General features: G+C 48.6%; 16 protein-coding genes. All 16 read left to right on the top strand.

Going from position 1 to position 24,174, the window contains the following annotated elements:
- Positions 1-34 precede the first annotated feature (34 nt).
- Entirely contained in the window at positions 35-1,294 is a 1,260-nt protein-coding gene (locus tag ACR1R9_RS29595; RefSeq protein ID WP_024632789.1) for a TRAFAC clade GTPase domain-containing protein, read from the top strand.
- Positions 1,291-4,464 carry a hypothetical protein gene (locus ACR1R9_RS29600; RefSeq protein ID WP_433922079.1) on the top strand — a complete coding sequence of 1,058 codons (3,174 nt, stop codon included), beginning with the start codon at positions 1,291-1,293 and terminating at the stop codon, positions 4,462-4,464. The genes ACR1R9_RS29595 and ACR1R9_RS29600 overlap by 4 nt, the downstream gene beginning before the upstream one ends.
- A 437-nt stretch (positions 4,465-4,901) precedes the next feature.
- Complete coding sequence (locus ACR1R9_RS29605; RefSeq protein WP_090995058.1) at positions 4,902-5,789, top strand: ABC transporter ATP-binding protein; 888 nt, start codon at positions 4,902-4,904, stop codon at positions 5,787-5,789.
- A 90-nt stretch (positions 5,790-5,879) separates the two neighbouring features.
- Positions 5,880-6,692 carry a ferric iron reductase gene (locus ACR1R9_RS29610; RefSeq protein WP_433922078.1) on the top strand — a complete coding sequence of 271 codons (813 nt, stop codon included), beginning with the start codon at positions 5,880-5,882 and terminating at the stop codon, positions 6,690-6,692.
- Positions 6,693-6,878: 186 nt separating this feature from the next.
- Complete coding sequence (locus tag ACR1R9_RS29615; protein ID WP_076287522.1) at positions 6,879-7,361, top strand: glutathione peroxidase; 483 nt, start codon at positions 6,879-6,881, stop codon at positions 7,359-7,361.
- 374 nt (positions 7,362-7,735) lie between these two features.
- On the top strand, positions 7,736-9,097 hold the full coding sequence (locus ACR1R9_RS29620; protein WP_433922077.1) for an FAD-dependent oxidoreductase: 1,362 nt from the start codon (positions 7,736-7,738) through the stop codon (positions 9,095-9,097).
- A 212-nt stretch (positions 9,098-9,309) separates the two neighbouring features.
- Entirely contained in the window at positions 9,310-10,164 is an 855-nt protein-coding gene (locus ACR1R9_RS29625) for a formate/nitrite transporter family protein (RefSeq protein WP_099857423.1), read from the top strand.
- 473 nt (positions 10,165-10,637) lie between these two features.
- Complete coding sequence (locus ACR1R9_RS29630; RefSeq protein WP_433922076.1) at positions 10,638-12,701, top strand: molybdopterin-containing oxidoreductase family protein; 2,064 nt, start codon at positions 10,638-10,640, stop codon at positions 12,699-12,701.
- Positions 12,702-12,919: 218 nt separating this feature from the next.
- The gene (locus ACR1R9_RS29635) at positions 12,920-14,143 is read left to right on the top strand and encodes an MFS transporter (protein ID WP_076287726.1); all 1,224 of its coding nucleotides are present in this window, start codon (positions 12,920-12,922) and stop codon (positions 14,141-14,143) included.
- A 210-nt stretch (positions 14,144-14,353) separates the two neighbouring features.
- Positions 14,354-15,268 (top strand): class I SAM-dependent methyltransferase, encoded by a 915-nt coding sequence (locus ACR1R9_RS29640; RefSeq protein WP_433922075.1) that lies wholly within the window; start codon positions 14,354-14,356, stop codon positions 15,266-15,268.
- A gap of 267 nt (positions 15,269-15,535) precedes the next feature.
- Positions 15,536-17,083 carry a response regulator transcription factor gene (locus ACR1R9_RS29645; protein ID WP_433922074.1) on the top strand — a complete coding sequence of 516 codons (1,548 nt, stop codon included), beginning with the start codon at positions 15,536-15,538 and terminating at the stop codon, positions 17,081-17,083.
- A gap of 227 nt (positions 17,084-17,310) precedes the next feature.
- Positions 17,311-18,276, top strand: a complete 966-nt coding sequence (locus ACR1R9_RS29650) for an ABC transporter permease (RefSeq protein ID WP_433922073.1) — start codon at positions 17,311-17,313, stop codon at positions 18,274-18,276.
- Positions 18,277-18,291: 15 nt separating this feature from the next.
- The gene (locus ACR1R9_RS29655) at positions 18,292-19,161 is read left to right on the top strand and encodes a carbohydrate ABC transporter permease (protein WP_175381446.1); all 870 of its coding nucleotides are present in this window, start codon (positions 18,292-18,294) and stop codon (positions 19,159-19,161) included.
- 27 nt (positions 19,162-19,188) lie between these two features.
- Positions 19,189-20,838 (top strand): ABC transporter substrate-binding protein, encoded by a 1,650-nt coding sequence (locus tag ACR1R9_RS29660; protein WP_433922072.1) that lies wholly within the window; start codon positions 19,189-19,191, stop codon positions 20,836-20,838.
- Positions 20,839-20,930: 92 nt separating this feature from the next.
- On the top strand, positions 20,931-22,709 hold the full coding sequence (locus ACR1R9_RS29665; RefSeq protein ID WP_433922071.1) for a histidine kinase: 1,779 nt from the start codon (positions 20,931-20,933) through the stop codon (positions 22,707-22,709).
- The gene (locus tag ACR1R9_RS29670; protein WP_433922070.1) at positions 22,685-23,977 is read left to right on the top strand and encodes an ABC transporter substrate-binding protein; all 1,293 of its coding nucleotides are present in this window, start codon (positions 22,685-22,687) and stop codon (positions 23,975-23,977) included. Before ACR1R9_RS29665 ends, ACR1R9_RS29670 begins: the two co-directional genes overlap by 25 nt.
- Positions 23,978-24,174 lie beyond the last annotated feature (197 nt).

Raw genomic sequence — 24,174 nt, forward strand, 5'->3', positions numbered from 1 at the left:
TTATAGTCTAACTGATCAGGGGAGGGGAGTGGCTATGAGCTTTTTTAGTCGGTTTTTGAAGAGACAGCAGCCGGAAGAGCGGCCGTTGTTTTACGATATCGTATGTCCGTATTGTTTCAGCAAGTTTTCACCGGAGGAGGTTGTGTTCCGGGCTGCGCATCATCGCGACGACGATGAGGACTACGCACTTGGGGAAGATGCGAAGCTCAATCGATATCGCGAACGGTTTGGACTGGATACAGTGTTTGATATGGAGGCCGTGCTGGCTCCGCATGATGTACCTGAGGAACATCGCATTTATTCGGATAACATTGTGATGGGATTGAACGATCGTTACGGTGTGGTTACACGGCGTCGGCTGTGCCCACAGTGCCATAACGAGCTGCCTGTCACAGCAGGCAAAGCACCAAGCAATATCATTTCCATTATCGGGGCATCCCAGGTGGGTAAATCCGTCTACATGACTTCATTGATTCATACATTGCAGCATTACACAGCCGATCATTTTGATGCGGCCTGCATGCCGCTGAACGCGGAGATTAGCCGCCGATTCCGAGCCGATTATGAAGAACCGCTATTCGAGCGGGGCGATTTGCTGGATTCAACGCAGAAGGAGAAACTGCAGGAGCCGTTTATTTTCCAATTTGTTTTCAAGGATGAAGATAAAGCTCCGCTGACACTGGTGTTCTTTGACGTCGCTGGTGAAGGTATGGTGGAGCAGGACTATCTGGGACTTCACGGGCAGCATATCAAGAACTCCGCAGGTATTCTGTTCATGGTGGACCCGCTTCAGATTCGTTCCATTCGGGACAAAATCCGCATCAACCTCGGCAACGAGCCAGGCGAGTGGACGCCAAGATACGATGAGCCGCGTGATGTGGTGTTAACGATGTTCGGTGACTTTATCGCGTACCAGGACAAAGCCAAGACGAATATTCCGACAGCTGTTGTACTCACGAAAAGTGACATGCTTCATTCCCTCAAGGACGAAGAGGGCGATTATATCAAATCCAACAGTAACGTGTTCCGCAACATGGTGCACCGCGACTGGTTTGACCTGACCGAATTCGAGAATATCGACGGGGAAATCCGGCGGTTTATCGAGAAGGTGGACCGTCCGTTTAAAGGCACGATGGATGTGTACTTTAAGGATACAGCTTACTTTGCGGTGTCTGCGCTGGGAAGCAATCCGGTGGATATGAAGCTGCAAGGCGTGGTCAGCCCGATTCGCGTGGATGAACCCTTCCTCTGGCTGTTGTACAAGCTGAAGTACATTGAGGGGAGAGTGGGATGATGCGTTCTTCCGTAACCCCGCCAATTGAACAACAGCTGTATACTCGAGAGCGGCGCGGGGTGTTCCGCACAACGGAGGGGTTCGATACGGTTGCCGCATCGCCGGGACTGGACCCTTCATTTATCAAAAAAGTGCTTCATCCCTACTGCGTCTATGACGCTCCAGCGGAGCTGACTGGGCGGAGTGAGAAGGATGAGACGAAATTCCCGCCGTCCATTCATCTGCTGCATCTGGAGAGCGGTGAGACGATTCTTGGGCAAAATGTGTACCAGTCTGCTGATTTTACCGGGCTGCGCAGCGCCTTTTTCGCTCATAACTATGTCTTGTCTCCTGAACGCTCGGAAGAGCAGATGAAGCAAGGCGGCTGGCTGGATGCTGTGTTCGCCACGTCCTATGACATCGAACAAGGCACAGTACTGCCTGCGCTTACTGAATTGCCACGTGCAGCTGGTGTTGGACAAAGCTCCCCAAGCCAGATTCTTAGTGCTCTGAAAATGGACGAGGTGGTATTCAAGCGTCTGCTCTACGCCGTTATGCAAGCTGTAGCGACACGTCGGAAGGTATATATAGCACTGGATGTGCCCGCTGAGGAAGTTACAGCCGGAGCCAAGGGACTGCTGCGTTTGTTATATACGGCGCTGCCTTACGCGTTCCGGCGGCAGCTCGGCTTTATGACGTTTGCCAAGGAGCCGCAGGCCAAGAAAGGCATTCACGTTCAGTTTGTAGAGCGGGGTACGTTGCGTCCGAAAGATCGGAATACGGAGAAGGATTTCACCTTTGATCTGGTATCGGGCAGAGTTACCCATGCAGATGCATCTGTGGCGAAGCTTCCATATGCGGAATTCGCTTGGTCATTGCTGCACGAACCTGCGGCAGCCGATTCATTTTATGCTTTCGCGGATGAGATGCTAACTGGAATGGAACCTGGACGGGAGCTCTCCATTGAAGCATACGGGGAACTTTCTATGTTCTATCGTCTGGAGCAGGGGATGGAAGAGTTGTACCTGGATAACAAAAGCGATGTCCTAAGTGGATTGCTCACCTACTTGAAACCGGAAGGCGGAGCGCACCAACGTTCACGCTTGAATGAGTTGTTCCTGACGTTGCTTAGTCGTGAGCTGGACAGCGTCAAACGGGAGAATGTACCTGAGGAATCAGTTGCAGCACGCATCGGGGAGTATTTTCGGGTCGCTGCGCCAGTCGTACAGTCCCGAATTGTGGATTATTTCATCTATGGCATTAATAACGCCCGTTCGCAGAAACGTATGCGTGCCGTGCAGGAACTGTACGGCTTGCTGGATCGGGACAGCCTGTTAAGCCGTGCTTTCTTCGACAAAGTGCTCGCGAACGAATCACTGACCAAACTGTTGTTTGAGCCCTATTTGGATAATCAGTTGAAACGCACGGAATCAGCTGCGGATGTTGTGGAAGTGATCCAGAGATGGATTACATCTCACTCGTCTGCCATTCACAATAGTTTCTTGCTGGAACGGACTTCAACCGAGCTGCGTGAACGTTTGTGTTCTGCACCCAACCCTGTTCAGTCTGCCAATGAGGCACTTAAGCGGGTTAGTGTATTGGATCGTGTACCAGCTGCAGGCTCCCTAGACACGGGTATTACCGCCCGGATTGGACAGTCTGGAGCTTCAGTTCGCGCTAACCAGAAAGGTGGACCTGGGCCCGCTGTCCAACCACCAGCGTATCAGGAGGATTTAACCCGGCTCGCAGATAAGCTGGCTTACGTTATTAACTTGTTTATGATCCAGGATCTCGATCTGGAGCGGGTTAACCGTGAACAGCTGTTAAGCATTGATATTTTGTTGCACGGAAACGAGGTTCGGGACTGGGCTGCTCGCCAGGGCTCAGATGTATCTGCGCGTACAAACATGATGCTGGCAGCGAGAGCATGGCTTAGCGGTGAAGGGCGTGAGGAAGAGGAACTGGAATCCCTCTCTTTGGCCGAACGTAATGAGCTCCAGCGCTGGACGCGTCGCTGGCTTGCCGGAGAGCTTCGCGAGCGCCCGGATACGGCTTCATTTGAAGCACTGCCACTGGCTTTCTATCGCGGTGGTAGCGGCAGCAACAGACTCGATTATCCAGGCCTGATTGAATTTATCTACAGTAGTTCAGGACGCACAGAAGTGTTGTATCAATTTATGGAGTGGTCGGGGAATCAACGTTTGTTTATTCGCGGCTCCAACGCACATAAGGGATACTCGGATGCAATCGTGGCTTATTTCAAGTCCCATGATCGCGAAGCTTTCAAGTCAAAGTCAGCTTTCAAACCCTATTATGCCAGAGCAAGCAAGACGATGAAGCCGGCCTACGACCGCGCCAAAACAGAGTTGGCTTCCCCGCTGGTGCGCATGCTGACAGGTAAAAGGAAGAACCTTTTTCTAGGATCGGTCATTGTCATCCTGATTCTTGGTATAGCTGGAGGCACGTACGCTTTGATGAGCGATAAGGCGGGGACACCTGCGGCATCACCTCCACCGACACAGGAGCCCGTTGTTCCCGCTGAACCGGTGGTGGAGCTCGCTGAACAGATCGCCTACCTCGTCCCTGCATCCGAAGCGGACGACGGTACACGGACGCCTGCCCAGTTGGTGATCCGTTACAGAGACGAAACGGACAGCAATGCTTTGCAAACGGACACTCTCCAATGGAACTTGAAAGATAGTACTACACAGAAGCTCAATGCTGAGGGTGAATGGGAGAGTTTCAACCGAAATGAGGAGCCCGATGGCGAAGGTATAGCTGGTGACAGCTCAGAGGATACGCCTGATGGAAGCTCAGCAGGTTCTTCTACCGATAATGTGGACGATACTCAGCAGAGCGGAGAAGCCGAGCAGGGGGCAGATTCAGCCTCAACGGAGGGCAACACTTCAGACCCAGCAGCAGGGAGCACGACGGATGCAGGTACTGGCACCACCTCTGACACTACGGATGAAGGCACAGGACAGGGAGATGCAAACGGCACGGCTTCAGATTCATCTCAGTCTACGGGAGCAGATTCATCTTCAGTGGAAAACCTGACTGTTTCCGAAGCAGATCGTCTGTATCCTTATGGGCACCAAGTGGAGCTTCCGGCCGATTTTGATCTGAAGGACATCGTGAGTGTCCAGAGTGGAACGACTGTGATCAACCTAGTCCCGGAACCGAAGCTCTAAGTGGCATTAATTGAATATGTTATTAATTTGAATACAGCCACCTCGAAGAATTTCGTAGGGGCTGTATTTTTGTTTTTGTTCAAACGATGGAGGATGACAAATATAAAAATGAATCAATACAGGTCTATTTTTCACAATTCGGACACATTATTCAGATGTTGGCAAGGATGAACATACGCAAAGCGATGAAATGCACGTACACGATGAGAAAAGCTCTCACATAAAGTGCGGACAATCTGACCGATTTCTAGTAAAACATTTCAAAAATAGCTCTTAACCGTCATGGAATATGGTATTTACTGTTGACAAATGATAATGATTATCAGTATCTTTAGAGTATAAGATCTTGTTGCGCCGGAAATACGCTGAACTACAATTTCGTTTTCGTTGTCATAGCCGGAATACATAACCGGGATAAATGAGAGAGGGATGATCGCATGTTTCGTCTGGAGACGTCCAAGTTGGATATCGCTTATGAGGAAAGACTGATTGTTGAAGATCTGAATATTCAAATTCCCCAAGGAAAAATTACAGCACTTGTTGGAGCCAATGGTTCAGGAAAGTCTACCATCCTGAAAACAATGGCACGGATCATGAATCCAAAAGCAGGTAGTGTATTGCTCGACGGGAAGTCCATCCATAAGCAGTCCACGCGTGAAGTAGCCAAGCAGCTTGCGATTTTGCCACAAAATCCAACAGCTCCTGAAGGACTTACTGTAACCGAACTAGTGTCCTACGGACGGTTCCCATATCAAAAAGGTTTTGGTTCGATGCGTGCTGAAGACAAACGCATGATTGAATGGGCTATCGAAGTGACAGGCATGACGGAGTTCCATGATCGTCCAATCGATCAACTGTCCGGTGGACAGCGTCAACGTGCCTGGATTGCCATGGCTCTTGCACAAGAGACAGACATTCTGTTCCTGGACGAGCCAACAACGTTCCTGGATATGGCTCACCAACTTGAAGTACTGCAATTGCTGGAGCAACTGAATGCCACAGCAAACCGTACCATCGTTATGGTTGTGCATGACTTGAACCATGCTTCCCGTTATGCGCATCACATGATTGGTATTAAAAAAGGTAAAGCCATCGCTACAGGTTCACCTGTAGAGGTTATGAACTCCGATGTGCTGCGCGAAGTATTTAACATTGAAGCTGATATCGTGATTGATCCTCGTTCCGGTGTACCGCTCTGCTTGCCTTACGCCCTTGCGGGTGAACGTCAGCAATCAGCACCTCCAGAACAAGTGGTCATGAACAGTGCAATGGTTCATGCTGGAGGACGGACAGAGCAACGTGTTCGTCATGCGACAGGAAGTTAATGAAACGGGCCATATGTGGTCCTAAACTATAGAATGAAGCCGCTGTGCGTTATGCACGCGGCTCATTCGCATTCTAGGAGGTCTACAGGAATGGGAGCAATCAACTACACCTGGTTACAGCAATATGGACGAATAACAACCGGGACGATCGATGAATCGGTCTTTGGCATGCCTTTGACGGCATTGAAACATCCGAAGCAGGCCAAACTTATGCTGGAAGCTTATAATGAGCATCTTCGGGCCGATTCTCTTCGCTCAGCGGCAGTATATTTTATGCATTCGGCTCGTGGCCTGATGATTGGGGTTCACTACATGACGGCGTTATGTGACACTTATCTGGATCTGTCTCTGGAGAATATAGATATGCAGCTGGAGTTAAAGGATGGCCGTCCGGTGATTGGTTTTCAACTGGACAATGCAATCGAGCAATCACATCCAAATCTGATGGACGGATCTCAAGTCGTTCCATCCTCCTGGCGTAATGATGTATTAACCGCATATTACGGTGAGCAGCTGCGTCCACTGATTGAAGGCGTGGCTGTTGCTGGAGGAGCAAATCCAGGTCAGATGTGGGCACAACTCGCATCCATGCTGAGATGGTTCAAAACGACAGCGTTACAGATGAACATCACGGAGACGGAACGTGAAGCGGTTGTACAAGGGTATGAGCATGTAATCGCAATGTCTCCAGAGATTCTGGGGTTGAAGAAGAACCTGCTAACCTTCAAACCGGTGGAGATTGATAATCCGCATCAACCTGGAGAAACCATGCTGATGAAACCAGTCTGCTGCTTACACCATCAGGTGTATGGCGGTCAGAACTATTGCTACAGTTGTCCAAAACTGACAAAGGCAGAGCGGCAAGAGCGTTATGATGTTATTATGGCGGCGAAGTCAGGCTAAAAGGGAATATGTCCAAGTTGATGGATGAAGATTACTTCTACCAATGAACTCGGTCAGGGTTTAATCACAGATTTGGTAATTAATCGCCTCAGGTCTATAATATAGAGACAGGCTGTGTGCCGCATGGTCATTGGGTACATACATACAGCAGCCCAACCTACATCATACTCATGGGAGGAATCAGTCATGTCCGTATATTCGTATCAGGCGGTAACGACCGCCAATCAGGAAGTTCCACTCGATCTGTATCAAGGCAAAGTGTTGGTGATTGCCAATACTGCTAGCAAGTGTGGGCTGACTCCACAATACGGTGAATTGCAGAAGCTCTATGATCGCTATCGTGATCAAGGCTTGGTTGTACTGGGTTTCCCTTGTAACCAGTTTGGCGGCCAGGAGCCGGGTACCAGTGAGGAAGCAGAATCCTTCTGTCAAATCAACTATGGTGTTAATTTCCCGGTGTTTGCCAAGGTCGACGTAAATGGTGAAGATGCACATCCTTTGTTCAAGTATCTGCGTGAGCAGCAACCTGGTGTTGGCGAAGACAATAGCATCCAATGGAATTTCACCAAATTCCTCGTGAATCGTGAGGGTGAAGTTGTAGGGCGTGTTGAACCAAAAGAATCCCCTGAAGCCATGACTGCAGAGATTGAAAAGCTGCTTGGCGTATAAAATGAATGAACGAAGAAGCCTGCCTCCAGATTGGAGGACAGGCTTTTTTTGATACAATTTTTAGTACGAAACATCCTCTCCATATACGTGTCTCCGCGGTAGTTACTATGCTTATTTTGAGCATAAACCAGCCATAAGCAGGGAAAACTGAAGTCAATGAAGATGAGTCGATGACTCGCCTGATCGTAAAGAAAAACACATCCGACGAATTTATTTTGATTAACCTATTGCAATGTGAAAAATATCACATTATAATGAGTGTATAAAGTGAAATAAATCACATAAGCGCTGTTCGTTTAGAAGTGAAATATTTCACAACCACAATGACGTTATATTCAATTTTTTATTTATATACTCCAAGGGGGAACCTTATCATGAAAATCGCAGTTATCGGATGTACACACGCAGGAACCGCAGCCATCGTTAACACCGCCAAATTGTACCCGGATGCTACCATTACAGTGTATGAGCGCAATGACAACATCTCCTTCTTATCATGTGGCATTGCGCTTTATGTAGGTGGCGTGGTGAAAGATCCAGACGGACTGTTCTATTCTTCGCCAAACCAACTGGCCGAGCTCGGTGTCGTTACCAAAATGCTTCATGAAGTGACGTCAGTAGATGCTGTGGGTCACAAACTTCAGGCTAAAAACTTGAAAACTGGGGAAGAATTCGAAGATACCTTCGACAAGCTGATCGTGACCACGGGTTCATGGCCTGTCGTACCGAAGCTGGAAGGCATCGAGATGGATAACATTTTACTTTGCAAAAACTATAACCATTCCAACACGATTATTGAGAAAGCCAAACATGCCAAACGTATTACCGTGGTAGGAGCAGGTTATATCGGCATTGAACTGGTGGAGGCTTTCCAAATGAACGGCAAGGAAGTTACACTGATCGATAGCGTGGACCGGATCTTGAACAAATATCTCGACCCCGAGTTTACGGATGCCATTGAAGAAACGTTGACTGGACACGGCATCAAGCTGGCACTGGGCCAAACTGTTCAGAAGTTTACCGGAGAGAATGGCAAAGTGAACAAGGTCATTACATCCAAAGGAGAGTTTGATACAGACCTCGTTATTCTGTGCATTGGTTTCCGTCCAAATACGGAGCTGCTCAAAGGCCAAGTGGATATGCTGTCAAACGGCGCAATCATCGTGGATAAATATATGCAAACCAGCCAAAAAGACGTCTTCGCTGCTGGAGACAGCTGTGCAATTCATTACAATCCAACCGGCAAGGCTGCGTACATTCCACTGGCAACCAACGCGGTGCGGATGGGTACACTCGTAGCACGGAACCTGGTTCGTCCTACGACACGGTACATGGGTACACAAGGCACATCAGGTATTAAAATTTATGAGCAAAATATTGCAGGTACAGGTCTGACGGAAGCATCTGCTGCGGATGAGGGTCTGGTGGTTGAAGCTGTAACGCTTGAAGATGCTTACCGTCCAGAGTTCATGCCAACAGCAGAGAAGCTGCTGCTCAAAGTAATCTATGAACAGGCTACGCGCCGCATTGTTGGTGCGCAGGTCATGTCACAAGCTGATCTGACACAGTCGATCAATACGATCTCTGTCTGCATCCAGAACAACATGACGGTAGATGAGCTGGCCTTCATCGACTTCTTCTTCCAACCACATTACAACAAACCATGGAACTTCCTGAACTCGGCTGGTCTTCAGGCGTTGCCTCCAGTAGAAGTAAAAACACCAGCGATGGTTTAACCATAATATCTAAGAACTGCCGCATTCATTCTGCGGTAGTTCTTTTTTTGCTTTTTCAGCACATCAAACAAGACATAACGGAAATATTAAAATGTAGTTTTCAGACTTTGTGATAAAAGTAACAAACCTCTTGAAACCTTCGCGATACAATGAACATATCAACCAAACAAGTTGAATTATGATGTTCATGAACTGTGAAGGAGAGGATCGTTATGGCAGCAAAAACACCTCTTGAGGTTGCACAATATACGGCGCATACGGGGATGAAGAAAGCTCAAAATCCGGTGTCCTCCGTATTGATACTCAGTTTTCTGGCAGGAGCTTTTATTGCGCTCGGATTTCTGCTGGATATTCGGGTTATTGCCTCTGCTCCGACCGAGTGGGGCAGCTTGGTTAATCTGATTGGTGCAGCAGTGTTCCCGGTAGGATTAATATTGGTGCTGATTGGCGGTGGGGAACTGCTGACAGGTAATATGATGGCCGTCCCACTTGCGACGATTGCACGTAAACTGTCCGCGGGCAACATGTTGAAGAATCTCACCTTAGTGACGATAGGTAATTTCCTTGGAGCGCTCTTTGTGGCCTATGCATTTGGGCATGTGCTCGGTCTGACGGCAGAAGGTGCCTATTTGACCAAAGTAGTGGATATGGCTGGACACAAGCTGGACGACAGCTTCCTTCAGGCTTTTATATCCGGGATCGGGTGTAACTGGCTGGTAGCTCTCGCAGTATGGTTGTCCTACGCATCGGATACGATGAGTGGAAAAGTACTGGGCATTTGGTTCCCAACGATGGCCTTTGTGGCTATTGGATTCCAGCACGTTGTCGCCAACATGTTCCTGATTCCTGCGGCGATCTTCGAAGGGCATTATTCGTGGGGGCAATACATCATGAATTTCATTCCGGTATGGCTTGGCAACCTGACGGGAGGGGCGCTATTTGTGGCGGCTGCTTACTGGATGGTGTACCTGCGCAAGCATGAGCCGGAAGTGAAGCCTGAGGTGGCAATGGCGGTGGCCCAGCCTGTGGAGACAGAAGCCAGACCGATGTGGAGCAAGCAGGCGTAGCGACATTTTTTCGAGTAATCGAGTAGCGTTGTAACCACGATAAGCCTGCAAAGACGAGTGCGAAGTTAAACAGGAACAGGGAAGTTAAACAAAATAGCAACAGAAATTGGCGAATCTAATCTCGTTCAAGTCATGGCTGTCTGCTGTGATGGGCGGGAGAGGAGTCGCTTTTTTTTATGTAAAAGTATGCACGCAAAATAAATTCGCCATGACAAGGTTCGGGGGAACGAAACCTGTTCATGGCGAATTTCGGGAGTGGTCCATGATATGGCATGAGGAGGAAGTGGGGAAACACTAGCCTAATGCCTTATTTTTAATTTACCCTTGAATTTCGAGATTGAATCAAGGGGAAAAAGATTTTTTTTGAAAAAAAATTGGAGCGGTTGTGGCAGTAAAAAAGACTGTTCTCTTTACGCGATTACCATGAAGAAGATATGATATGAGGATAACTTTGAAGGGGGAGGAACTTGTATATGATCGATCAGGAGAATGGCGTATTCCCGGCAGTTTGCCCGCTCGATTGTCCGGATACTTGCGGCCTGCTGCTTCATAAGGAGAACGGTAAGATCGTGAAGGTCGTGGGCAATCCGGACCATCCGATTACAAAAGGCGCCATCTGTAACAAAGTCCGAAATATGACGGAGCGGGTGTATCACCCCGAGCGGCTGCAATATCCGATGCGACGCATCGGAGCCAAGGGCGAAGGCCAGTTCGAGCGAATCAGTTGGGACGAAGCCATCGGCGAGATTACGGCGAGATTTAGTTCGCTGGCAGATACCTACGGACCGGAGAGCATCCTGCCCTACAGCTTCTATGGAAACATGGGCATTCTTGGTGTGGATGGCATGGATCGTCGATTTTTCAATGCGCTAGGTGCGAGCAAGCTGGAACAGACTATCTGTAATGCAGCGGGAAATACCGGCTGGAAATATACGATGGGTGCGAACCGGGGAACCTTGCCCGAGGATACAGAGCATGCGGATGTCATTCTGGTGTGGGGAGGCAACATCGTCAGCACCAATATGCATCAGGTTGTTCTGGCCGAGAAAGCCCGCAAAAAGGGCGCCCAAATCGTCGTTATTGATGTCCATCGCAATCGGACCGCCCAATGGGCAGACTGGTTCATTCCACTCTACCCCGGAACAGACAGTGCATTGGCACTCGGATTAATGCATGTATTGTTCGAGCAGGGACTGACGGATGAGGCTTTTATGCAAAAATATACCGTGGGCCATGAGGCACTGCGTGATCATGTCCGCAGCTACACCCCGGAGCGCGTTGCACGTATTACAGGCGTGCCGGAGGCGGACATCGTGAAGCTGGCTGAGCTGTATGGCAACGCACAGGCAGCCCATATTCATATCGGCAATGGCCTCCAGCATCACGACAACGGTGGCATGAACGTCCGCAGCGTAGCCTGTCTGCCTGCCATTACAGGGCAGTGGCTGAAGCGCGGCGGGGGCGCTATTCGTACCAACAGCTACGCGAGCACCAATAGCGATGCGCTCGAGCGTCCTGAGCTGCGGCAGAACCCGGAGCCGCGCGTGGTGAACATGAACCGGATTGGCGAAGCGCTACTGGAAGCAGAGCAGCCGATCCGGGCGTTGATGGTCTACTGCAGCAATCCACTGGTGGTGGCACCAGATACCGAGCGGGTGGAGCGAGGTTTTGCACGGGAAGATCTGTTTACGGTAGTCCATGACCTATTCATGACGGATACGGCGAAATACGCAGATATTGTGCTGCCTGCGACGTCTTCATTTGAAACGACGGATCTGTATACGTCCTACTGGCATCAGTATGTTCATTTGCAAGAGCCAGTCATTGCGCCTTTGGGTGAGAGCAAGAGCAATGTTGAATTGTTCTCTTTGCTTGGACAGGCGATGGGGTATGACCCGGAGATTTTCGGGGAGACACCGGAACAGATGATTGAGGAAGCACTCCAGGATACGGGTAATCCCTACATGAACGGAGTAACCTTGGAGGGGCTGAAGCAGCATCATTTCGTCAAGCTGGATATGTCTGCACATGAGTCCTATTTGGATCAGTTGCCCACGCCTTCGGGGAAAATTGAGCTGTATTCGGAAACGATGGCACAGAAGGGATTGCCTCCTTTACCTACGTATAGTGCTCTCGTTGAGGGGTATGACGGGGAAAACCCGGCTGGACCTGCGGATGTTTATCCGCTGATGTTTCTGTCGCCGCCAAACCATAATTTCCTGAATTCCACCTTTGCCAATTCGGCCAAACATCAACGTTTGGAGAAGATACCATTATTGCAAATGCACCCGGAGGACGCCGCCCGCAGACAGGTGGAAGACGGCGATGCGGTGGTCGTATGGAACGACCGTGGCCGAATCGAGTTAACCGCCAAGGTTAGTGAATCCATGCTGCCAGGAACGGTGATTAGTCAAGGCTTATGGTGGGATGGCAATGGCAAAAAACAGCGGGTGAACTCGCTCACATCCAATCGTCTGTCCGACATGGGAAACGGGGCAACATTCTTCTCGGCCACTGTCGAAGTGAAGCGTCAATGAATGTGCTTGCAGATCGGATCTTTTCAGGTAAGATGAACAAGGGATAGATCGTAAGCAATGAATAGATCGGAAGCAGAATGCAAAGAGCAAGATTCAGAAATAAATTCAAATTTCTAAATTCAAGTGGCCTTCGCTCTGGCTAATTATGCCGTCAGGGCAAGGGTCTATTTTTTATGGCAATATGCTTTTTGAAGGTACTAAGGAGAATAAACAAGATGATGAGATGGCTGGATACGTATCCAAAAGAAGTGAAAATATTTTTGCTGGCAAGTTTGGTCAATGCGACAGGTAGTGCCTTGATGTGGCCGCTGACCACGATGTATGTATTTGACGAGCTTGGACGCACGATGGCGAACGCGGGGTTTGTTATTCTGATTCAGTCACTGGGCGGCATCTTCGGGCAATTGCTCGGCGGTGCATTGTACCACAGGGTGGGCGTCAAGAAGCTGATCATCGGATCGCTGGCGTTAAATGCGGTAGGGCTGTTTGCTCTGCCGTGGATTAGCGCGTATTGGGTTGTATTTATATGTGCCATGGGCTGGATCGGTCTATTCAGTTCATTGTCGTTACCAGCGATTCAAGCCTTTATTGGCTTCCGGTTTGCGGAGCGACGCGGGGAATTGTTCAATGTGATCTATGTCGCCAACAATATCGGTGTGGCGATTGGTACGGCGCTCAGTGGTTTCTTGGCTGACTTTTCCTATCATCTCAGCTTTGTACTGAACGGGGTGACCTCTGCCGGGTTTGCGATTTTCTTCTGGTATTATCTGTCGCGGGCGGAACCTGATCAGGGCGAAGTACATCTGACCAAGCGCAAAACGGTTCCCGATGGGCCGGGCGTCTGGGCGCTGCTAGGAAACACCAGATTATATCTGTTCATGAGCCTGGGCGTACTGTTCCTGCTGTTCGGTAATTCCATCTGGAATACGGGTGTGTCTCCGTATATTATTTCCGAGGGTATGGAGAAAAGAATGTACGGTCTGCTCTGGACCCTAAATGGGGTGCTGATCTTTGTGGGACAACCCTTTACCAGCTGGGTTAAGCGTACGATGGCCCGTACATCGACCGCTCAGATGACTGCAAGTGCGGTGTTTTATGGCATGGCTTACATCGTCATGATCACCATGTATAGCTATCCGGGTATGGTGCTTGCAATGGTACTGGCTACCTTTGGGGAAATGTTGATCTCACCTGCTACGCCGGCATTCATCTCAGAGCATGCCGGAAGAGCGGCACCTTTCTACATCGGGATCTCCGGTGGGATCGGTGCGGTTGGACGGGTTATCGGGCCGTATGCAATGGGGGTCATGTACGACAAACAGGGACTGATCCCTGTAGCGTGGCTGGCGACTGGCACGGCGGTTATTGCGGTGCTTGGTTTTGTACTGCATGCGGTGCTGAACCGCAACCGTGAAGTGAAGGAGTACGGATTGGACGCTTAGCCTTTTCGGGTTGAGTGGTATGAAGGAGGAAGAGGGCAGATTGGAGTGGAGGGACAAAGAATGCCACTTGAATCTGTCGGATCATCCTGTAGATTTAGATTGACAAAAAAATCTTTTTATGATATAATTTACATATAAAAATATTCCGTATATACTAAGGTTCTCCTGGCCAGGGGGAATCTTATTTTTGTTTGTACGGGAGGTTGAAATATGAAGCAAAATGAATCCAGCATCACATCCTTGATTTCGGCTTTTGGCCGAGCCTACCACTGCCAATACGACACACCTCTTATTTTCGATGATTATTTAGCCAAAGAGCTTATCACTCCTCAAGAGTTTGCGGGTATTCGCGAGAATATGATTCAAGGCATCCATTTTTTCAACCCGGACATGGCTCATCTGATCAAGGACGACCCGGATGAAATACTGAGGTGGATTGTACAAACTCAGCTTGCTCCAACTCCCTTGGCACGTGCCGCATATTGCGAACGGGTGCTGCTTCATGAAGTGGCATTGGGAGGCACGCAATATGTAATACTTGGAGCCGGTCTGGATACGTTTGCGTTTCGGTATCCGGAATTAAAGGATAGGCTGAACATCATTGAAGTGGATATCCCGGTCACACAGCAATTCAAACGCAGTCGGCTGTCGTCCGCGAAACTACCTATTCCATCCAATCTGCACTTTGTGGCTATGGATTTGACCGATAAGGGCTCCCTTTCAAGGCTCGTGACTGAAGAGTTAAGCAGCGAGAAATCCTTTGTAAGTCTACTTGGCGTCTCTTTTTACTTGACCAAGGAAGACTTGTCCCGATTGTTGCAAGTGTTGTTTACGAAACTGCCTTCCGGGAGTTCAATTGTTTTTGACTACGCTGACGAACATCTTTTTGATACGAAGGGCATATCTAATCGCGTGGACCATATGATCCAGATGGCTGCGGCTGGCGGTGAGCCGATGAAATCGGGGTACGCCTATGGGAAGATGGAGGCCTTGCTGGATGAAGCAGGACTGCTTATCTATGAGCATCTGACTCCGGAGGCGATTCAGGAACAGTTTTTCCAGGATCGAACCGATCATCTAAGGGCATTTGAAACGATACATTTTATTCACGCGGTAAAAAAATAAATCGATCCGGGCATGTATGGTCACTTATATAGCCCACATTTGCAAACCGAACAACCTTCATCCTGAGTCAGGGTGAGGGTTGTTTAGTTAGAACGAAGGATCAACATAGACCATGATTCGGTAGTCAATATTTTCGCATATGATACAACTGTTCAGATATCCGACTCGTTATGCTTCAATTCCATGTCATTCAACGTTCTTCCCTCTATTTGTGCATAATGCCCATATAATAGAATGGAACTGGTTAAAGGCAGGAGGATGCATACGATGTACAAGGTTTTGTTGGTTGATGATGAATTTATGATCTCGGACGGGATCTCCAGCGTCGTGAACTGGTCCCGATTAGGAACAGAACTGATCGGCATTGCTCAAGATGGATTGGGAGCGCTTGCTTCGATCGAGCGGCAACGCCCGGATATCATTATCTCGGACATTCGCATGCCGGGAATGGATGGGTTACAGCTGGTTGAAGCTGTGGCGGAGAAGTATCAGGATATCTCGTTTATTATGCTTACGGGTTTTACGGAGTTTGAATATGCGAAGACGGCCATGCATTATGGAGTGAAGCATTATTTGCTCAAGCCCTGCAGTGAAGAGCATCTCGTACAGGCTATTAGTGAATTGGTCAGTGAGAAGCGAGAGTTGACCGATCAGGAGTGTTTTGTGCAGTCGATCCAATATAATCTGGAGCGTGTACTGCCGCATGCCAAGGAATATTTTCTGAAAGAGCTGGTCACCAACAGAACGTACGGCCTCAAGGAATGGAAATATTTCGAGGAATTGTTCGATGTACAATTTCAGGATCAACGTGTGCGATTGCTGTTGGTAGAGATTGAGGGGGATCATGAGTATTTGCACTTGTTCGCGGTGAAGAACATTGCCGAGGATATTTTTCATAATCCGATCTTAAGTACCACGGTTGGTGGGCATGTGTTATTGATGATGGAGGACAAGTTGTCTGAAACACAGTTGTTCCATAATATCGATGAGATTCGCGCCACATTTACCCGATATTATCATGATGATCTCACGATTGCGCTGAGCGAACCAGGGGATCTTCCACAGGCACGACAATTGTACATGCAGACGCTGGTGTATCTCAATTACCGCTTTTACCTCGGTGAGGGCAGTCTCATTATGGAGCGAGATGTGTACTCTCCCGGGGAGCGCACTCTTCCCGAATTCGAATATGATCCAGAGCGGATGGCTACTGCAATTAAGGCTGGACACTGGCAGGAAGTCGGAACAGAACTGAACCGGATGTTTCAGCAGCTCGCTGACTTACGATACGATATATCCCAAACGAAGTCCTATCTCATTCAGATGTTTATGGAAATCATTCGGCTCAGCGGCTCTGCCGAGATGAAAAGGTATATGGACCAGTTGCCGGGCATGATTGAATCCAGCACCTTACATTCTTTTCAACAGTTTTTGCTTGCCGTCGCCAAGGAAATCACGCTACGCCGCTACGAACAACACCGCTCCAGACAATCGCAGATGGTGGGCAGTGTGAAGCAGATCGTGGAGAAGCGCTACAGGGACGAAACACTGACACTTCAGTCCATCGCCGGGGAAATATACATGAATCCAGACTACATCGGCAAAATGTTCAAAAAAGAAACCGGTGAGAAATTTACGAACTATGTGTTAAGTTACCGCATCCGCAAAGCGTTAGAGCTTCTGGAGCAGGATGGGAACTGCACCGTATCCTGGCTCGCTGAACAGACGGGGTTTGGTGCCAACTGGCCGTATTTCAGCAAAATGTTCAAGAAATACACCGGCTTCTCTCCTTCCGAGTATAAAAAAGTACCTTAAAACAGCCTTGCTGTCGCTTCTACATAGCTCACCTGTATAACCAGTCTATATTCGACCTACGATAGCACCCTGTTTGCCTTTCATCGGCAGCAGGGTCTTTTTTTGTCGGACGGAACTCGGTTTTGAACATCCATTTAACGGAAATGAGCATGGGAAGAAAAGGCGCTCGCTTCTATCATTAGAGGTGTCATGTTAATGAATGAACATCGAGAGTGGAGGTTGAGTGGATGGAGCTGAATCGAAGCCGGGGGATCGAACCTGGGCGTTTGAAGCCAGCTGGCAAATGGAGTTCAGTGAAAAAGGAGCTTGTCCGCAACAGATACGTGTATCTGATGCTCGTTCCGGTTGTAGCCTACTATCTGATTTTCAGCTATGGGCCGATGTACGGGCTGCTGATGGCATTTCAGGAATCCTACAGCCCGGTCAAAGGAATCCTGGCAGGCGAATGGGTTGGTTTTGACAATTTCACCATGTTTTTTGAAAGTTATTATTTCTGGAGACTGATCAAGAACACGCTGATTTTGAGTTTTTACAGCATTGTGTTTGGTTTCCCGGCTCCAATCATCTTGGCCCTGTTACTGAACGAAGTACGGAAAAAGTGGTTCAGAAGCACGGTGCAGACGATTAGTTACATGCCACATTTCATCTCGGTTGTCGTCGTGGTCGGAATGTTGAAAACGTTCTCCGCATTGGATGGCGGACTATTTAACGTCATTCGTGACTTTTTCGACCTGCAACCCATCATGTTTCTGGCGGAGAAGGATATGTTCCGTCCGATGTACATCCTGTCCAACATCTGGCAGGGGGCGGGCTGGGCATCGATTATCTTTTTGGCGGCGCTCAGCGGGATTGATCCACAGCTGTATGAGGCTTCCAAAATTGATGGTGCAGGCCGCTGGAGACAGCTGCTTCATATTACACTGCCGGGTATCATGCCAACGATTGTGATCATGTTGATTTTGCGCATGGGGGCGGTAATGAACGCTGATTTTCAGAAAATATTGCTGATGCAAACGGCACCGACCTATGAGACATCGGATGTCATCTCCACCTTTGTTTATCGATCCGGTATTTTGGAGGGCAATTATACGTATTCCACGGCCATCGGACTTTTCAATGGCGTCATTAATTTCGCACTGCTTATTATGGCCAATGCGATCAGCAGAAAGCTTAACTCAACCAGTCTCTGGTAATTGGAAGGTGAAGCGATGAAACAGTCTATAGGGGAACGAGTTTTTGATGTATTCAATACACTGCTGCTCGTGGTGATCATGATTTTATGTTTTTACCCGATGCTGTACGTGTTCAATTCTTCAATCAGTGATCCGGATCAGATGCTGCGTTCCCGGTCACTCATGCTCATTCCTGAAGGCTTCCAGCTGGGAGCGTACAAGTCGGTATTTCAGGATACTCGCATCTACACGGGATATATGAACACCTTGTTCTATGTTGTGGTGGGTACCGCCATCAATCTGCTCATGACTTCGCTGGCCGCCTATGGGCTGTCACGCAGTGATCTGATGGGCAGAAAAACGTTGATGAAATTAATTACGTTCACGATGTTTTTTGGCGGTGGCATGATTCCAACTTTTCTGCTAATTCAGAATCTGGGGATGGTGGATACCCGTTTCGCGCTTATTATTCCGGGTGCCATCAGTACATTCTATTTCCTCATTATGAAAACAAACTTTGAAGGCATTCCGATCAGTCTGATCGAATCGGCGAAGCTTGATGGTGCCAATGACTTTCTGATTCTTTTCCGGATTGTACTGCCTTTGTCGAAACCGATCCTGGCGGTCATGATGCTGTATTATGCGGTTGACCATTGGAATGATTATGTCGGACCGATGCTCTACCTGCGCAGTCAGGAGCTATATCCGATCCAGATTATTATGCGTGATATTCTGATCAGCAGCAGTACGGAGGCCATGGGCGCTGGCGCCGATACCGGCTTTGCCATTGGGGAGAACATCAAATATGCAACCATCATTATCTCTACCCTGCCGATTATGCTGGTATATCCGTTCATCCAACGTTATTTTGTTCAGGGCGCTTTAATCGGTGCTGTGAAACAATAAAAAATGTATCCTATGGAGGCGAATTGCGTGAATAAAAGAATGGGGTCCATCCTGTTGTCATCGTTACTAACCATGTCTTTACTGGCAGGCTGTACGGGTGATAAGGAGCCAGGAAATGCAGAACCAGCGGAGGGGACAGAACCTGCGGTTCAGGCATTGACTGAGATACCGCTACCGATTACAAGTGAGCCATTTACCATTGATTACTGGCGCGCCAATGATGCCAAACTGACAGCTTCCTTGAACAATTTTGGCGATATGGCGGCTTATAAGGAAAAGGAGAAGCTTACAGGTATCAAAGTGAAGTTCACGCATCCTCCGCTTGGACAACAGCGGGACCAGTTCAATCTGCTGATCTCCACGAAGGAGCTGCCGGATGTCATTTATTATAACTGGGCGGATGCCGTTGGCGGACCGGAAAAAATGATCAAGGACGGCCGGATCATCCGGTTGAATGAATTGATCGACAGTTATGCACCGAACTTGAAGCGGATTATTGAATCCGATCCGGATGTGAAGAAGCAGATTGCACTCGATGATGGAACGATCTATATGTTCCCGCTGCTGAAGCTGGATGCACTGAAGCTGAATGCCACTTCCGGTTTAATTATGCGCCAGGATTGGCTAGATAAATTAAATCTCAAAGTACCGACCAACATTGATGAGTGGTATACGGTGCTTAAGGCATTCAAGGAACAGGACCCGAACGGCAACGGCAAGGCTGATGAGCTTCCTTTCACCGGAAACTGGGGTCCGGGTAACCTGACCAAGCTCCATGATTTTGCAGCGGCTTTTGGCGTAATTGGTGGCTTCCAGATGAATGGGGACAAGGTGGAATTCGGACCGATTCAGCCGGGCTACCGTGATTTCTTGGAGACCATGGCCAAGTGGTACAAGGAAGGGCTGATTGATCCCGAGATCATGACGAATGACGGCAAAGCATTCGACTACAAGGTCACCAGCAATCTCGCAGGTGCATATCAGGGTGGCGTATTCAGTGGCATGGGGAAATACTTCAATCTGATGAGAGATACGGACCCGAACTTTAATGTAACCGGCGTACCATGGCCTGTATCTCAGGATGGAACGTCCTATGCGACATTTAATCTGGATGCCAAAGTGTTGACTTATGGTGAGGCCATTACGGCTTCTGCAGACGAAGACAAATTAAAATATATTGTTCAGTGGATGGACTACAACTATAGCGAAGAGGGTAGTAATCTGTTCAACTTTGGTATCGAAAATGACAGTTATGTTCGTGATGGGGAAGGTGTCAAATTCACAGATACCATCATTGATAATCCGAACGGTTTGACGTATGACCAGGCACTGGCTTCCTATGCCTTATCCATTATGGACGGTCCGATCAATCAGGATAGCCGTTATCTGGATGCATTATTATTTGACGATGGACAGCGTGCGGCGAATGCGGAATGGATGAAAGCAAGCTCGGCATTAACACTCCCGCCAATTCGTTTGTCAACAGATGAGGTAAGCACAAGTACATCCATTATGAGCCAGGTGAATACGTACTTGAATGAGACAATGACTGCGATCATTAGCGGACAGAAGCCAATCACCGAATTTGACACCATGGCCGAAACGATCAAGAGCATGGGCATTGACCGGGCGATTGAGGTTCATCAGGCGGCCTATGATCGATATCAGTCCAAATAATACGTGAGAAATCGAGCGCTAAAACTTTGGGAAAACCTTCCTGCATGTGATATACCTAGTAGTATCACGTGGTTCAAAGGAGCGCTTTGGTCATGACAGCCTACCGCAAACTGAGCATCAAAATGAAAATGTTTCTGATGATTATGTTCATGATGGCGTTTATTATCATCCTGGCGTTTGCTTCCTTGTATTATACGTACTCCGTTTATGACAAACAGCTGTTCGACAAGTCATCTCGTCTTCTAAACCTGTCCTCCTCTACCGTGGACGTTGAACTTCAGAAGTTGGAAGCGTTATCACTAAACATGATCTCCGATACTCAGATTCAAAGGGCCTTGAAGTCGCTGTTGATTGACGATAGCGCATACTCCAGCTTTATGGAACGGAAGAAGATCACGGATCGGCTATGGGAGCATATTAGTGGGGCTGCACGATATGTGCAGTCCGTACATCTGATTGATTCCACAGGAAGGGTGAATAAGTATGGCGAGACATTGACCGTATCCCGGGAAAAATATGATCGGATGATTGAAGCTGCGGAGCAGGCCAATGGTGCAGTGCGCTGGCTATACCCGGATGATGATGATCCGATGCTGGTCATGGTGCGTCAGGTGCGAGCCTATGAACCGATGACGCTGGAGCCGGTAGGCATTCTCTTTTTGCGTATTAACATCGAGCGTCTTGTGGAGGAATACGCGGGTATGGACAGTCAGGACAGTGACATTATTTTAAAAGCAGGCAGTGAAGTGGTCTATCCTTATCGCCAGCTTCCTGAAGCGGTGACTGCCGGACTGAATCCACTTCCAGGCAGTGGGGGATATGAGATCAAGAATCTGGATGGGAGGGTGATATTCCTTTCACAGAAGAAATCCGCCTACACTGGCTGGGTTTACTATAACATGGCCTCTTACGATGCAATTTTTGAACGCATTATATGGTTGAAAAATATACTGATTGTCGTCTATCTTATCGCCATTCTGGTTGTGCTCGCGCTCGGTATGGTGTTCGCACGCAGTCTGACTAAACCAATTAGGCAGCTGATCAGTCAGATGAAGGAGGTCCAGTATGGAGATCTGGAGAACATGGACGCCAATCTGACTATTCCAACACATCAGCACATGGATGAGCTGGGATTGCTACAGCGTACGTATCGACTGATGATTACACATATTAATACATTGATCAAAGAGAATTATGCAAGCCAGTTGGTCATTAAAGAAACGGAGTTCAAGGCGCTGCAGGCGCAGATCAATCCCCACTTTTTGTATAATGCGCTAGATTCGATCCATTGGCTCGCCAAAAAGAACAGGCAGGAGCAAATCTCCAGTATGGTGCTGTCACTCGGGTATTTGCTGCGTTCCTCCATTAGCTTCAAGCAAAATATGATTACCCTTGCTGAAGAGCTGCAGATCGTCAACCATTACATCACCATTCAAACTTACCGTTTCCGGCAGCGGCTGGATTTTCGCATGGATGTACCCACTCTTTATCTGAATTGTGCCATTCCGAAGTTGACCCTACAGCCACTACTGGAGAATGCCATACAATACGGATTGGAACCACAGGTTGGATCATGTCTGATTCGAGTGTATGCCGAAATGTCAGGTGACAGGCTGGCCCTTATCGTGGAGGATCATGGTCCCGGCATGGAGCCCGAATATGTGGAACAAGTGCTGCGCGGTGAAGTGAAGACCAGAGGAACAGGTATTGGTTTGCTGAATATCAGGGAGCGGGTGCGTCTGGCTTTTGGCGAAGAATATGATGTTCTGCTGGAGAGCAAGCCGGGGCTTGGAACGAGAGTAACAGTGCTGCTGCCACCCCCATCACCAGGTAAGGAGGAGAGGCTGTGGGAAGATGGATGCGAGCCATAGGCATGATCTGTCTTATGCTGACTCTTCCTGGCTGCGTGAACCAGTTGGATCAAAGGCCAGGCATGATTATGGAAGAAGAGCCGATCACGCTGCGAATCGCTTGGTGGGGCGGGGAGTTTCGTAACAATGCCACCATTGACGTTATCAACTTGTATGAGAAGTTGAATCCGCATGTGAACATTGAATACGAATACAGCAGCTTCAACGAATACTGGAGAAAACTTGCCCCACATGCAGCAGGCAATGCGTTGCCCGACATTATCCAGATGGACATCTCCTATCTGTCTCAGTACAGTTCGCTGCAGCTGTTGGAAGACATGACGCCGTACATGCAGAGCGGGCTGATTGACACAACAGACATGGAGAAGGAACAGATGGAGAGTGGCAGCCTCAATGGAAAAACCTATGGTCTCAGTTTGGGTGTGAACGCCATGCTCAGCATCTATGATCCGGAAGTGTTGAAGGCTAATGATATTGAATTACCAACGGATACGTGGACATGGACGGATTTTGACCGGATGGGCGAACAATTGCTCGGGAAAGGCGTCTATCTGGGAACGTATTTCACGCCGGAACAGTTTTTCGCGTATTACTTGAGACAGTATGGTTCCAAGCTGTACACCGAGGATGGCACAAGGCTGGGGTATGAGGATGATGGGCTGTTTATTGATTACTTTGGCAGGATGCAGCAACTGGCGCAGAAGAAGCTTATTTTTGCACCGGATATCTGGACATCAGATATTGGCCAGCCTGATAACGACCCGTTCTATCTGGGAGAGGCTTTGTTTAGCTGGGGGTATTCCAACCAATTTATCAGTACCGCTCAGCGTTATGGCAAGCCGTTATCGATTGTGCCGATGCCTGGGCCAAACAGCCAAGAAGGGTTGTTCCTGAAGCCAGGCATGTTTTTCTCCATTGCGGGCAATTCCAGACATAAGGAGGAGGCTGCCAAGTTCATCAGCTTTTTCGTTAATGATCTGGATGCCAATCTGCTGCTCAAAGGCGAGCGGGGGGTGCCCGTCTCATCCCGTGTCAAAGAGCGGATGAAGCTGCTGGTTGAACCAGAGCTGGCGCAGGTGTTTGACTATGTGGATTGGGTTGCGGATCACAGCAGCCAGATGGATCCGCCTGATCCTGTAGGTGCACCCGAGGTTACTGCGGTGCTGCGTGAGTTGTATGATCTTTTGCTGTTTGGCAAAATTACGCCGGAGCAGGCGGCGAAGGAATTCCGTGAGCGGGCGAATGTCATCCTGGGTGGGCAGTTATAAGAATGGACTAGATCATATATGTATATAATGGGCTTGGGGCTGTTGTCGTTCACAAGCTCAACCTTCATTCTACTCGGGTGAGGGTTTTTGTTATGGAATGGTGTATATTTCCTCTAGTATAATAAAAATGGGTAGTCGTCCTATCTGTAGATTAGATAGATTCTATCCATATATTATTGGATGAGGAGTGTCAGGAC

Origin of the sequence: Paenibacillus taichungensis (assembly GCF_050994985.1) — a bacterium.
GTDB classification, from domain to species: domain Bacteria; phylum Bacillota; class Bacilli; order Paenibacillales; family Paenibacillaceae; genus Paenibacillus; species Paenibacillus taichungensis.

Bases quoted from the DNA above. Each gene is read 5' to 3' on its own strand.
- ACR1R9_RS29595 (WP_024632789.1), top strand. From the start codon at position 35: ATGAGCTTTTTTAGTCGGTTTTTGAAGAGACAGCAGCCGGAAGAGCGG.
- ACR1R9_RS29600 (WP_433922079.1), top strand. From the start codon at position 1,291: ATGATGCGTTCTTCCGTAACCCCGCCAATTGAACAACAGCTGTATACT.
- ACR1R9_RS29605 (WP_090995058.1), top strand. From the start codon at position 4,902: ATGTTTCGTCTGGAGACGTCCAAGTTGGATATCGCTTATGAGGAAAGA.
- ACR1R9_RS29610 (WP_433922078.1), top strand. From the start codon at position 5,880: ATGGGAGCAATCAACTACACCTGGTTACAGCAATATGGACGAATAACA.
- ACR1R9_RS29615 (WP_076287522.1), top strand. From the start codon at position 6,879: ATGTCCGTATATTCGTATCAGGCGGTAACGACCGCCAATCAGGAAGTT.
- ACR1R9_RS29620 (WP_433922077.1), top strand. From the start codon at position 7,736: ATGAAAATCGCAGTTATCGGATGTACACACGCAGGAACCGCAGCCATC.
- ACR1R9_RS29625 (WP_099857423.1), top strand. From the start codon at position 9,310: ATGGCAGCAAAAACACCTCTTGAGGTTGCACAATATACGGCGCATACG.
- ACR1R9_RS29630 (WP_433922076.1), top strand. From the start codon at position 10,638: ATGATCGATCAGGAGAATGGCGTATTCCCGGCAGTTTGCCCGCTCGAT.
- ACR1R9_RS29635 (WP_076287726.1), top strand. From the start codon at position 12,920: ATGAGATGGCTGGATACGTATCCAAAAGAAGTGAAAATATTTTTGCTG.
- ACR1R9_RS29640 (WP_433922075.1), top strand. From the start codon at position 14,354: ATGAAGCAAAATGAATCCAGCATCACATCCTTGATTTCGGCTTTTGGC.
- ACR1R9_RS29645 (WP_433922074.1), top strand. From the start codon at position 15,536: ATGTACAAGGTTTTGTTGGTTGATGATGAATTTATGATCTCGGACGGG.
- ACR1R9_RS29650 (WP_433922073.1), top strand. From the start codon at position 17,311: ATGGAGCTGAATCGAAGCCGGGGGATCGAACCTGGGCGTTTGAAGCCA.
- ACR1R9_RS29655 (WP_175381446.1), top strand. From the start codon at position 18,292: ATGAAACAGTCTATAGGGGAACGAGTTTTTGATGTATTCAATACACTG.
- ACR1R9_RS29665 (WP_433922071.1), top strand. From the start codon at position 20,931: ATGACAGCCTACCGCAAACTGAGCATCAAAATGAAAATGTTTCTGATG.